Origin of the sequence: Alcaligenes phenolicus (genome assembly GCF_032063905.1) — a bacterium.
Taxonomy (GTDB): domain Bacteria; phylum Pseudomonadota; class Gammaproteobacteria; order Burkholderiales; family Burkholderiaceae_B; genus Alcaligenes; species Alcaligenes phenolicus.
This window is the reverse complement of record NZ_DAMBOE010000001.1, coordinates 633350-646237: the sequence shown is the minus strand read 5'-3', so window position 1 is coordinate 646237 and position 12888 is coordinate 633350. Positions and strand designations below refer to the sequence as shown.

10 protein-coding genes are annotated in these 12888 nt (G+C 56.5%); 3 read left to right on the top strand and 7 right to left on the bottom strand.

From position 1 onward, the window contains the following. Nucleotides 1-3: 3 nt before the first annotated feature. From U2949_RS02955 to U2949_RS02940, 4 genes are all read right to left on the bottom strand, one after another. The gene (locus U2949_RS02955; protein ID WP_026483501.1) at nt 4-1257 is read right to left on the bottom strand and encodes a D-amino acid dehydrogenase; all 1254 of its coding nucleotides are present in this window, start codon (nt 1255-1257) and stop codon (nt 4-6) included. Nucleotides 1258-1294: 37 nt separating this feature from the next. After that, nucleotides 1295-2329 carry a CDP-6-deoxy-delta-3,4-glucoseen reductase gene (locus U2949_RS02950; RefSeq protein WP_009455928.1) on the bottom strand — a complete coding sequence of 345 codons (1035 nt, stop codon included), beginning with the start codon at nt 2327-2329 and terminating at the stop codon, nt 1295-1297. A 61-nt stretch (nt 2330-2390) separates the two neighbouring features. Next, nucleotides 2391-4700, bottom strand: coding sequence for a DNA topoisomerase IV subunit A (gene parC, locus U2949_RS02945; protein ID WP_026483503.1), 2310 nt, complete (start codon nt 4698-4700; stop codon nt 2391-2393). A gap of 20 nt (nt 4701-4720) precedes the next feature. Further along, nucleotides 4721-6682, bottom strand: a complete 1962-nt coding sequence (locus tag U2949_RS02940; RefSeq protein ID WP_321286073.1) for a DNA topoisomerase IV subunit B — start codon at nt 6680-6682, stop codon at nt 4721-4723. A 233-nt stretch (nt 6683-6915) separates the two neighbouring features. On the opposite strand from U2949_RS02940, the gene trxA reads away from it, so the two are divergent. The 3 genes from trxA (at nt 6916) to gdhA (ending at nt 10050) form a co-directional block, all read left to right on the top strand. Further along, nucleotides 6916-7242, top strand: coding sequence for a thioredoxin TrxA (gene trxA, locus U2949_RS02935; RefSeq protein ID WP_009455930.1), 327 nt, complete (start codon nt 6916-6918; stop codon nt 7240-7242). Between the two features lie 69 nt (nt 7243-7311). After that, nucleotides 7312-8568: a transcription termination factor Rho gene (gene rho / locus U2949_RS02930; protein ID WP_009455931.1), complete on the top strand. Its 1257-nt coding sequence runs from the start codon at nt 7312-7314 to the stop codon at nt 8566-8568. Between the two features lie 141 nt (nt 8569-8709). Then, nucleotides 8710-10050 carry an NADP-specific glutamate dehydrogenase gene (gdhA, locus tag U2949_RS02925; RefSeq protein ID WP_009455932.1) on the top strand — a complete coding sequence of 447 codons (1341 nt, stop codon included), beginning with the start codon at nt 8710-8712 and terminating at the stop codon, nt 10048-10050. Nucleotides 10051-10267: 217 nt separating this feature from the next. Here the strand turns inward: gdhA and U2949_RS02920 are convergent, their stop codons facing one another. From U2949_RS02920 to U2949_RS02910, 3 genes are read right to left on the bottom strand one after another with little or no spacing between them, the layout of a single operon-like run. Further along, nucleotides 10268-10882, bottom strand: a complete 615-nt coding sequence (locus tag U2949_RS02920; RefSeq protein ID WP_321286068.1) for a flavin reductase family protein — start codon at nt 10880-10882, stop codon at nt 10268-10270. Nucleotides 10883-10895: 13 nt separating this feature from the next. Further along, a complete protein-coding gene (locus U2949_RS02915; protein ID WP_321286065.1) occupies nt 10896-11555 on the bottom strand; it encodes an aromatic-ring-hydroxylating dioxygenase subunit beta in 660 nt (219 codons plus the stop codon). Nucleotides 11556-11560: 5 nt separating this feature from the next. After that, nucleotides 11561-12874: an aromatic ring-hydroxylating dioxygenase subunit alpha gene (locus U2949_RS02910; protein WP_321286063.1), complete on the bottom strand. Its 1314-nt coding sequence runs from the start codon at nt 12872-12874 to the stop codon at nt 11561-11563. Between the last annotated feature and the right edge of the window lie 14 nt (nt 12875-12888).

Sequence of the window (12888 nt, the reverse complement as noted above, 5' to 3'; positions counted from 1 at the left end):
CCTTCAAGATAAAAAAGGAAATTCAGGTTCGGGTTTGTGTCCCATGATCAGGTCCGCCAAGGCTCGGCCAGAGCCTATACCCATGGTCCACCCCAAGGTGCCATGCCCGGTATTCAGGTACAGGTTGGGAATGGAGGATCGGCCTATCAGTGGGACATTTGATGCTGTGGCAGGACGCAGTCCTGACCAGAAATGAACATTATCAAAATCCAATGCGCTTGGGAACAGATCAGCCACATGCGTTAACAAAGCCTGACAGCGGGCGGGGTTCAAGCTACGCGTATAGCCCGACAATTCGGCCGTTCCAGCGACCCGCAGGCTGTCGCCCAGGCGGGAAAAAACCAGTTTGTGATCTTTATCCGTCAGGCTGACGGTAGGCGCGCCCTCGGGGACCAGCACCGGGAAGGTGGCCGAATAGCCTTTGGCCGGGTACACGGGGCAGGAAATCCCCAGCGGCTGCAGGACGGTGGGGCTGAAACTTCCCATGGCCACCACGAAGGCGTCTGCCTGTATGGAGTCGTACGCACCGTCCGAGCCTATGACCTCCACACCCACCACTCGGCCCTTGGCCGTCAGCAAACGGGTGATTTGAGTAGAAAAGCGAAATTCCACTCCGGCTCGCCTGGCCATGGCCGCCAGCCCGCAGGTAAATTGATTGGCATCGCCCGATTCATCATCTTTGGTGTAGTCGCCACCCACGATCTGGCCGCGCGCCGATGCCAGGGCAGGTTCCAGCTGCACCAGCTCGTCCACGCTCATGATGCGGCGGTCCACCCCCATATCTCGCATGACGTCGGCCATGTGCTGGGAGTCGTCCAGGCTTTGAGCATCCCGGTAAAAAGTGATGATGCCTTTTTCCTGATGGCGATAATCAAAATCCAGGTTGGGACGCAATTGCTTGAGTGTGCTGCGGCTGTATTCCGCCATGGTCACCAGAGCGCGCACATTGGGCGCAACCCGCCCCGGCAGGCACTCTCGCAGGAAAGACAGGCACCAACGCCACTGGCGCAGATCCAGACGCGGACGGAACAACAAGGGAGCATCGTCCTGCAACAACCATTTCAGCAGTTTGAGCGGCATTTTCGGGTTGGCCCAGGGCTCGGCATACGAGACCGAGATTTGCCCGCCATTGGCACGCGAGGTTTCCTGCGCGGGACCGGTTCCCCGATCCACGACCACCACCTCACAACCTTGCTGGCTGAGCCACCAGGCAGTTGATACCCCAATAATGCCACTGCCCAGAACTGCTACTTTCATGTGTACTGTCCGCTTGTTGAGCTATTGATCAAGACGCTTACTTGACGTCTGCCAGCGACGTAAAGGCATCTGCAAAATAATTGTCCGGATTCAGTTGAGCCTGCTCCACAAAGTCCTTGCGGGCTGCTTCAACCATACCCGGCGCGCCACAGGCGTACACCTGCCAGGCCGACAGATCCGGCAAATCAGCCAGTACCGCCTGATGCACAAAGCCCGTACGGCCTGTCCAGCCATCTTCCGGCTGAGCATCAGAAATCACCGGGATGAAACGCAGATTAGGCAGTTCGCTAGCCCATTTCTCGGCCAGTTCGGACTGGTACAGATCCTTGGGTCGACGGCCCCCCCAGTACAAGGCCACTTCGCGCTGGCTGCCAGTTTGAATCAAGCGCTCGATCAAGGCCTTGATCGGAGCAAAACCTGTACCGCTGGCCAGGAACACCATAGGAGCAGCACTATCTTCACGCAGGAAGAAAGAACCCAAAGGTGCTTCCACGCGGAGAATCTCGCGCTCTTTCATGGCCGTAGCACCAGCACCGAACACGTGGTCGGTAAACACGCCACCAGGCATGTGACGGATATGCAATTCCACCTGATTGTCTTCCCGTGGTGGCGTCGCCATGGAATAGCTACGACGGCTGCCGTCTTTCAGGATGAATTCCAAATACTGGCCGGGGTAGTAGCGGAATGGCTCGGACGATGGCATTTGCAGACGCACCACCATCACATCATCACGTACTTTTTCCAGACCCACCACGCGCGACGGCATTTTGCGGATCTGAATATCAGTCGCCATGCGAATTTCATGAGACTCGATCAGCATGTCGCTGCTGGGCTTGGCCTGACAGAACAGGGTGTAGCCTGCAGCGCGATCCTCTTCGCTCAGCAATTGCTCGGGCGCACGGCCTGCATCGTATTCACCTTCAATAACCTTGCCACGGCAAGACGAACAGGTGCCATTGCGGCAGCTATAGGGCAAAACAATGCCTGCATTCAGCGCGCCATCCAGCACAGACTGTCCGGGCTGTACGTCAAAACTGTGCCCGCTGGGCTGAACCGTGACTTTGAAACTCATATCCAACACTCAAAAAAGAAATCTATCAGGCGGAGGGCCAGCCTCCGGCGGCTATACAAACTCAGGACTCTTCAGGCCGATGCAGCACAGGGTCGTTCAATTTGAGCGACAGGGCCTTGCCCTTGCCTGCCCGCTTGCCCAGATAATTGGCCAGCATGTCCAGATCCATCACGATGGTCGACGGACGCTTGCGGTTCACTCCGCTGACGGCCAGACCGGCCTCGCCAAAGGCAACCCATTGACTAAGCGTATCGCCCTCGTTCAGCTTGATCAGCACCGTGCCACGCCCCCCTTTGGACAGCACTTTCAGCTCCTTGATGTCCACCACCAGGAAACGTCCCTGCTCGCTGAGCAGGCCCACGTACTGATCGTCCGGACGCAAGGCCAAGGGCTTGAGCAGCTTTTTGCCCTCCTCGACAGTGACAAACTGCTTGCCCGCTTTCTGGCGTGTGTTCATGTCACCCTGGGAGGCCACAAAACCGTAGCCGTCGCAGGCAGCCAGCAAGTAGTTCTGATCCAGAGGCGCCCCCAGAATGTGCTCGATAGGCGCACTGGGGCTGACTTCAATCATGGAGGTAATGGGCTGACCATCGCCACGCGCTGAAGGCAAGCTGGAGACCGGAACAGTATAGACCCGGCCATCGGTGCCGATGGCGACCAGGTCCGTGGTACTGCGACACTCCAGCGCATCGCGCAAGCCATCGCCGGTCTTGAAGCTGAATTGCGAGGCATCATGGCCGTGCCCCTGGCGCGAACGCAGCCAGCCTTTGCGCGACACAATCACGGTAACCGGCTCGTCAACGACCTTGGTTTCCAGCACAGCGCGCTCGGCCGCTTCAATCAGGGTACGACGGTCATCACCATAGGTTTTAACGTCTGCTTCGATCTCACGAATCATCAGGCGTTTCAAGGCCTTGGGATCGTCCAGCAGCTTTTGCAACGACTCCTGCTCGTCCAGACGCTCTTTCAGCTCTTTCTCGATCTTGAAGCCTTCCAGACGCGCCAACTGACGCAAGCGCATTTCCAGAATATCGTCAGCCTGACGCTCGCTCAGATCAAAGCGCTCCATCAGGGCGGCACGCGGCTCGTCGGATTCACGAATAGTTTGGATGACTTCATCCACATTCAGGTACACCACCATGCGCCCTTGCAGCACATGGATACGGTCGGTGACCTTGTCCAGACGGTAACGAGTACGACGCTCCATCGTATGGCGACGAAACTCCAGCCAATTCAGCAAAACCTGGCGCAAGGAACGCTGACCGGGACGGCCATCCGTATCAATACACACCAGGTTGATGGAAACGTTGCGCTCCAGGCTGGTTTGCGCCAGCAAGGTGGTCACGAACTCGTCCCGATCGATAGCGCGGGATTTGGGCTCAAACACCAGGCGCACCGCCGCCTGCTTGCCGGACTCGTCGCGCACCGCGTCAAGCATGTTCAGCATCAAGGCTTTGGTTTGCTGTTGCTCGGTGCTCAGGGATTTCTTGCCGGCCTTGACCTTGGGATTGGTGCGCTCTTCAATCTCTTCCAGAATCTGCTGGGAGGAGCTGCCGGGCGGCAATTCAGTCACGACCAATTGCCATTGACCACGGGCCATTTCCTCGAAGACCCAACGGGCACGGGCCTTGATGGAGCCTCGCCCCTGGGCGTAGACCGCCGCAATATCATCAGCGGCGGAAATGATCTGGCCACCACCGGCAAAGTCCGGGCCGGGAACGATCTCGTGTATTTCCTGATCGCTCAAATTCGGGTTGCGCAGCAGGCTGACGCAGGCCTGGGCAACTTCGCGCAGGTTGTGCGAGGGAATCTCGGTCGCCATCCCGACGGCAATCCCCGATGCGCCGTTAAGCAGCATGATGGGCAAGCGGGCAGGCAAGGTCACCGGCTCTTTCTGGCTGCCATCATAGTTGGGGATAAAGTCCACCGTGCCTTCGTCCAGCTCATCCAGCAGCAGACGGGAAAACGGCGTCAAACGTGCTTCCGTGTAACGCATGGCGGCGGCATTGTCGCCGTCGCGTGAGCCAAAGTTGCCCTGCCCGTCCACCAGCGGATAACGCAGCACAAAATCCTGCGCCATACGCACCATGGCGTCATAGGCGGCCTGGTCGCCGTGCGGGTGATATTTACCCAGCACATCCCCCACCACACGAGCCGATTTCACGGGCTTGGCCGTTGGGCCCAGGCCCATGGCATCCATAGCGTACAGAATGCGGCGTTGTACCGGCTTCTGGCCATCGGTCAGGTCGGGCAAAGCACGTCCACGTACCACTGAAACGGCGTAATCCAGATAAGCCTGTTCCGCGTAAGTTGCCAGCGTGATGCTATCGTCCGATCCCGCCGGTTCAAAATCCAATTGATTGCTGTCCATAAATAACTCTTAAGTCGGGCTCAGACGTCCAGATCGGCCAAATTGCCTTTTTCTTCCAACCAGGCTCGGCGGGCCGAGGCCTCACCCTTGCCCATCAGCATGGTGAACATGGCTTGGGTATCGCTCAGGCCATCCTCACCCCAATGCACAGGCAGCAAGCGGCGGGTGTCCGGATTCATGGTGGTATCCCACAACTGCTCCGCACTCATTTCACCCAGACCTTTAAAGCGGCTGATGCTCCAGGACTCGTTACGTATACCTTCGTTGCGCAGCTTTTCCAGTGTCGCGTCCAGCTCGCCCTGATCCAGACAGTAGATCTTGCGGGCTGGGCGTTTGCCGGCGGCAGGCACGTCTACGCGGAACAAGGGGGGACGCGCCACATACACGTGGCCCGCCTCGATCAATTTGGGGAAGTGACGGAAGAACAGCGTCAACAACAGCACCTGAATGTGCGAGCCGTCCACGTCCGCATCTGACAGGATACAGATACGGCCATAGCGCAAACCGGACAAATCCGGCTCGGAATGGGCGTCATGCGGGTCCACGCCGATCGCCACGGAAATATCGTGAATTTCCTGGTTAGCGAACAAGCGATCCTTATCCACCTCCCAAGCGTTCAGCACCTTGCCACGAAGGGGCAAGATAGCCTGAAACTCCTTGTCACGGCCCATCTTGGCCGAACCACCAGCCGAGTCACCCTCGACCAGAAACAGTTCGGAGCTTTCCAGATCGTGCGATTCGCAATCTGTCAGCTTGCCAGGCAACACGGCCACGCCCGAGCTCTTGCGTTTCTCCACTTTCTGCGCCGAACGGGTACGGGCCTGAGCCTGACGCACAGCCACTTCGGCAAGTTTGCGGCCCTGGTCTACGTTCGCGTGCAGATGCAATTCCAGCGCGTTGCGTACATAGCCACTGACCAAGCGCACGGCGTCGCGGCTATTGAGCTTTTCCTTGATTTGTCCCTGGAATTGCGGGTCCAGCACTTTGGCCGAGAGCACAAAGCTGGCACGGGCAAATACGTCCTCGGCCTGCAGCTTGACGCCCTTGGGAATCAGGCTATGCAGTTCGGCAAAACTGCGCACGGCTTGATACAAGCCATCACGCAGGCCCGATTCGTGTGTTCCCCCCGCTGGGGTTGGGATCAGATTGACATAGGACTCACGCACAATATTGGAGTCCAGCGCCCAGGCCACCACCCAATGCGCACCTTCGCCGGCGGAGAAATTATCGTCATCTTGTGGGGCGTACTGGCGGCCCTCAAACAGGGGAACCAGCAGCTCCACCCCTTCCATTTCCTCCTGCAGGTAGCCGCGCAAACCGTCCTCGTAGCGCCACTGCTGGCGCTGGCCGGTTTTTTGCTGCACCAGTTCCACCGTCACGCCTTCCAGCAAGACGGCCTTGCTGTGCAGGATGTGAGTCAGTTGAGCCAGGGGAATCTGGGCGGAGTCAAAATATTTGGCATCGGGCCAGACTCGAACGCGGGTGCCGGTCTTGCGCTTGCCCACCGTGCCCGTCTGGGTCAGGGGCTGTTCCAGCTCGCCGTCGGCAAATACAATCTCGTTGGCTTGTCCGTCACGCCAGACCAGCACTTCCAGGCGACGAGACAAGGCGTTGGTCACCGACACACCCACCCCGTGCAAACCGCCGGAGAAGGCGTAGGCACCGCCATTGAGCTTGTCGAACTTGCCCCCGGCATGCAGTCGCGTGAACACCAGTTCAACCACCGGCGCATTTTCTTCAGGGTGCAAGCCAACAGGAATACCGCGCCCGTCATCCTCAACCTGTATGCCGCCGTCCTCCAGCAAGGTGACAGTCAGTGTGCGGGCAAAACCAGCCAGGGCTTCGTCGGCCGCGTTATCGATGACCTCCTGCACAATATGCAGGGGATTATCCGTGCGGGTATACATGGCCGGGCGCTGACGGACCGGTTCCAGCCCTTTGAGCACCCGAATAGAAGATTCGTCGTAACGTGTAGTAGACAACTTGATTCCCGGTAGATCGTACAGAAAAACGCTATTTTACGAGTGGTTAGGCGCCAGTGGGGAAACGCTTTATTGGCGCGCGTTGCGCAGCGAATGCACATTATCAACCAGACGCAATGGTATCCTGTCAAAAATTGGCAACAAGACCGTCGCAATTGGCCGTAGAATACATTGTGCTCAGGTCACGCCACACGTATAGTTTTTCGTTATTCTCACTTTTTTTGTATCTAGCCATGAGCGACTCCATTAAACACATCACGGACGCCTCCTTTGAGTCTGACGTCCTTAACGCCGACCTTCCCGTTCTGGTCGATTACTGGGCTGCCTGGTGCGGTCCCTGTAAAATGATTGCCCCTTTGCTGGATGAAGCAGCCGAACTGTACCAAGGTCGTGTTATCATCGCTAAGCTCAACGTCGATGAAAATCCCGACACCCCAGCTCAATATGGTGTTCGCGGTATTCCAACGCTCATGCTGTTTAAAGACGGCAAAGTGGCCGAAACTAAAGTCGGCGCACTTTCCAAGTCCCAACTTAGCGCGTTTCTCGACAGCTCCCTGTAATCTCTGATTAACCGCACGCAGGCCCTTCGCTGGCCTGCGGTCTGCTGCTGAAAGCCCTTCCCCACTCCCATGCACCTGAACGAATTAAAAGCTCTGCACGTCTCGCAGCTGCTAGAAATGGCTGCCACTCTGGAAATCGACAACGCGAACCGCTTGCGCAAGCAAGAGCTGATGTTCGCCATCATGAAAAAGCACGCCAAAAAAGGCGAGCAGATTTTCGGCGACGGGGTGCTTGAAGTCCTGCCTGATGGTTTTGGCTTTCTGCGTTCGCCAGAAACCTCTTACCTGGCCAGCACAGACGATATCTACATCTCCCCTTCGCAGATACGTCGTTTCAATCTGCACACGGGTGACTCCATTGAAGGTGAAGTGCGCACCCCTAAAGACGGCGAGCGCTACTTTGCCCTGGTAAAAGTTGACAAGGTTAACGGCATGCAGCCCGAGGCCATCAAACATCGCATCATGTTTGAGAACCTGACGCCACTGCACCCGGACCAGCCCATGCGCCTGGAGCGCGACATCAAGAGCGAAGAGAACATCACAGGCCGTATCCTGGATATCTTCTCGCCTATCGGTAAAGGCCAGCGCGCCCTGATCGTGGCCAGCCCCAAATCCGGTAAAACCGTGATGATGCAGCACATGGCTCACGCCATCACGACCAATTACCCCGAGGCCATCATGATCGTCCTGCTGGTGGACGAGCGCCCCGAGGAAGTAACCGAGATGCAGCGCACCGTGCGCGGCGAAGTGGTGGCCTCCACCTTTGACGAACCCGCCACGCGTCACGTGCAAGTGGCCGAGATGGTCATTGAAAAGGCCAAACGCCTGGTTGAATTGAAAAAAGACGTGGTGATCCTGCTGGACTCCATTACCCGTCTGGCTCGTGCCTACAACACCGTGGTCCCTGCTTCGGGCAAGGTTTTGACCGGTGGTGTGGACGCCAACGCCCTGCAGCGCCCCAAACGCTTTTTTGGCGCTGCCCGTAATCTGGAAGAAGGTGGCTCCTTGACCATCATCGGTACTGCCCTGATTGAAACCGGCAGCCGCATGGACGAAGTCATCTATGAAGAATTTAAAGGTACCGGCAACTCCGAAATCCATCTGGAGCGCCGTCTGGCCGAGAAACGTATTTACCCTGCCATCAACCTGAACAAATCAGGCACACGTCGTGAAGAGTTGCTGATCAAGCCCGACCTTCTACAAAAGGTCTGGGTTCTGCGCAAGTTCATCCATGGGATGGATGAAATTGAAGCCATGGAGTTTATCCTGGACAAAATCCGGGCCACAAAGACCAACTCCGAATTCTTCGACATGATGAAGAAGTAAATCGAACATCCTGCGCAAGCCTCTCTATACGAGAGGCTTGCTTGCGATGGGCGTATGATCGGGTGCATTCCCGTGCATCCATTCTTTCAATCTGCTGAGTTCGACTCGAGTTCTCAGTATTGCAAACAGAGTTCGCTTGCAATGAAATCTATCTCTCTAGAACAGTTCCTAGCCAGAGTGCAGTCCCGCGACCCCAACCAGCCTGAATTCATGCAGGCCGTACGGGAAGTGATGACCAGCTTGTGGCCCTTCATCGAGAAAAACCCCCAGTACGCCGATCATGGTCTGCTCGAGCGTCTGGTCGAACCCGAACGTGCCATCCAGTTTCGTATTTCCTGGGTAGATGATCGCGGTCAGGTTCAGGTCAATCGCGGTTTCCGTATTCAGCACAGCAATGCCATTGGTCCTTTCAAGGGCGGCATGCGCTTTCACCCTTCGGTGAACCTGTCCATTCTGAAGTTCCTGGCCTTTGAACAAACGTTCAAAAACGCCCTGACCACTCTGCCCATGGGCGGCGGCAAAGGTGGCTCGGACTTTGATCCCAAAGGCAAGTCGGATGGCGAAGTGATGCGCTTTTGCCAGGCCCTGATCGTTGAGCTGTACCGTCACCTGGGTCCAGATACTGACGTTCCTGCCGGTGATATCGGCGTGGGCGCACGTGAAGTGGGCTTTATGGCCGGCATGATGAAAAAACTCTCCAACAGCGCAGCCAGTGTGTTCACCGGCAAGGATTTGTGCTTTGGCGGCAGTTTGATTCGTCCTGAGGCCACCGGTTATGGCACCGTATATTTCGTACAGGAAATGTTGGCACGTAAAGGGCTGTCCTTGGACGGCATGACAGTGTCCGTTTCCGGCTCGGGCAATGTGGCTCAGTACGCCATTGAAAAATGCCTGGATCTGGGTGCCAAAGTCGTTACCGTTTCCGACTCGCAAGGTTGCGTGGTGGACATGGACGGCTTTACACGTGAAAAACTGGCTTCCCTGATGCACGTTAAAAATGTACAGCGTGGCAGTCTGGTCGATTACGCCCAGCAACATCACCTGCTGTACGAACAAGGCAAACGTCCTTGGCATATCCCTGTGGATGTCGCCCTGCCTTGCGCCACCCAGAACGAACTGGACGGCAAGGATGCTGAAATCCTGATCAAGAACGGTGTACGTTGCGTTGCCGAAGGTGCCAATATGCCCAGCACGCTGGATGCAGTCGATGCCTTTATCCACGCCAAGATCCTGTATGCCCCAGGCAAAGCCAGCAATGCGGGCGGTGTTGCCGTATCCGGTCTGGAAATGAGCCAAAACGCCCAGCGCTTGAGCTGGACACGCGAACAAGTTGACGCAAAGCTGCACTCCATCATGCGTGACATCCACGAAAATTGTGTGAACTATGGTCAAGAAAGCAACTTCATCAACTACGTTAACGGCGCCAATATTGCCGGCTTTGTCAAAGTCGCCAATGCCATGCGTCATCAAGGCGTTTATTAAGTTTTGCGCCTTGCTCAGTAGTCAAAAAAACCGCCCACAAGGCGGTTTTTTTTGTTTCTGGCCCAGCCGAAAGTGTCTGTTGCTGGCTTGATGCTATCTGCCCTTGAAAGCTGTCTATGTTCCAGTCATCTGTGTAGAGCAAAAAAGCAGGCCCTTAGCCAGAACTCACTGATCTACAAACAAAGCCAGGGCGAAAACCAATCAACAGACAATGACATCAAGGAAGAAGAATATCCCCCCGCTGTGCATAATACGGTCCAGCCCACCGAGCCAAAGGCCGATACGCCTCCAGATCCACTTTCCCCTTTTCGTCCATCAAGGATGAATCCACATGGAAGGCCAGCACTTCCACAATATGCAGCTGATTAACTCCCCATCTCAAATCCACCACCTGATCCAGCCTGCACTCCATCTGCACGGCAGCGCCATCCAGACGAGGTACACGCACATGCTGACTGGGCACGAGGTGCATGCCCAACTCCTTTACCTCGCTCTGACCGGGCGGCAAGGCAGCAGCACTGGCATGAACCGCAGCCAGATCAGACTGACGACATAACTGCACCACACACTCTTTATTGGCCTGCAAATTACGGGCCGTATCCTTCAAGCTGCCATCCTCATTGCGGTTGATATTGATCGCCAGCATGGGCGGGCTGTGCGCCACGTAGTTGAAGGAGCTGAACGGTGCCAGATTCACACTGCCCGACTCCTCCAACGTGCATACCCAGGCAATGGGGCGCGGTACGATCAGAGATGTCAGCAGGCGATAAGCCATGCTGTCGTCCATGCCTTCACACGGCAGGCTGCGATAGCCTGGTGATGAGTCATTCATGTGCATATGGGACCTAAATGAAGAGCTGAATGGTGGGTAAATAACCATCCACACTCAACAGGTCCACCCGCTTCTCCACGATCTCCCAAGCCTGATCGACGGCGCGCAAACGGTAAGAGGCAGTAGCGGGCAGAACCTCGGTTTTTTGCTTCTGATACTCCGAATAAATCAGATTGGTGCGCACGGTATAGCAGCCATCTTCATCAGGATGTTCGGACTGAACACGTGGATGTTGAATCACACGCAGACCACGTACACCGGGTTGCAAGGAAAAGGCACGATGGTGCGACAGGCGGTCGATACGCAAGCGCATCAACATACGGTTCTCCAAGGCAATACACATGCGCCCTTCCGGGCTTTCCTGGCCGGACTCACCAGGAATCCAGTACAGCCCATCCTGTGCGAACAGCTCGTACCATTCGTCAAAACGCCCCTCGTCCAGCAAGGCGTTCTCGTGCCACACAAAATCCTGCAGGCTTTGTTGCTGATTCTGCGTTTGGCCCTGACGCTGGCCTTGCTCTTGGCTTTGCGGCTGATTCAACTGCTGCTTCGTCTGACCCGGCCGCGGCTCCTGCAACTGTTTCTGTTGTTGTTGCTCCAGCTGCTGTTCCACTTGCTGACCGTGCAGCACATCCTGCCCTCGACCTTGCTGGCGATCCTGCTCTTGCGTCATCCCCATCATTCCTGCTCCTGCTGCACCATGCCCTGCTTCCAGGCACGGTATTGATTGCGGATTACCCATTCATTGTTCGCGTCGTCAAAGGTACCCTTGCCCTGCTCGGCTTCCTGTTCATCGTATTGACGCAGCAGATTGATCCACGGGTTGCCCTGGGCCTTCAAACTGGCCTGCTGACTCTCGAACAAATGCACATCGTCATGTGCGACCACGCTCATGGGGGAATAGACCAGGCGGCTGTATGTCAGGCCTCGGTCCAGCATTTCACGCGGAGCGCCCTTGGGCTGGAACACCCATACTTCCAGCAAAGTACGATCGACCGCCAAAGGACGAAGCACACGGATAATCTGCGGCGAACCCTTGGCTGCCATGCTGGGGTAAAACACCACATTTTGTGGATTGAAGCCCAGCACCCGAGCCGCTTTTTCTTCGCCCCAGGCCTCTTTCATCATGGCCTCATAGCCTGGAATCCCCGAGTAATCGGTATGAATGCTGAACTTGGTACCCAGAATGCTGTGCCCGTTCGGGTAGGTTTCCACGCCCATACGTGAATAGAAGTCGTAGCCCGAACCGAAGGGCAGCAATTGTTCCAGCGCGGTAGGGTCCTCTTCCTTGAACACTTCGCCCACCTTGGCAGCCGAGCTGGATGCGGACTCGTGTGTGGAAATGGGATGGACGGTGTCGTTGATGTTCTCCATGTACATCTTCCAGTTGCAGTTGATGACGGTACGAATCGAACCGCCTGCCACCTGCAACTCCCCTTCCGGAGAACGATCCGCCATATTGTCCAAAGCCTGCAATACATCACCGAAATACTCTTGCAGGCTGAACCCTTCCTGGCTGAGGCGGGCAAACACAAAACCGCGATAGCTTTCTACCGCCCCCGGTGTGGACAGGCCGCCAGCAGCCGGGCATTGCGAAAACTCCGTGTTTTCATAGGCGTTTTTCAACGGCACCGCCAGCAGCGAGCCATCCAGCTTGTAGGTCCAGGCGTGGTACGGACAACGCAGCATCTTGCCCACATTACCGCTGGGTTCGCTGACCAGTCTGGCCCCCTTATGGGCGCAACGGTTCATCACCACCCGCACCGAGCCATCGCTATGGCGCAGCATGATGACGGGGCTTTGTGCCAAGGTCACCGATACATAATCGCCCGTTTTGGGCACCTGACTTTCATGGCCCACATAGAGCCAGGCACGGCTGAACAGCCGTTCCATTTCCAGTTGAAAGACATCCTCGTCCAGATAGGCATCCCGATGGACCTGATGGTCCTGGGTCAGGCCCGACAAGGCGGCCTCGTTATTGGCATAACTCATAGTGCTTCCTGTAA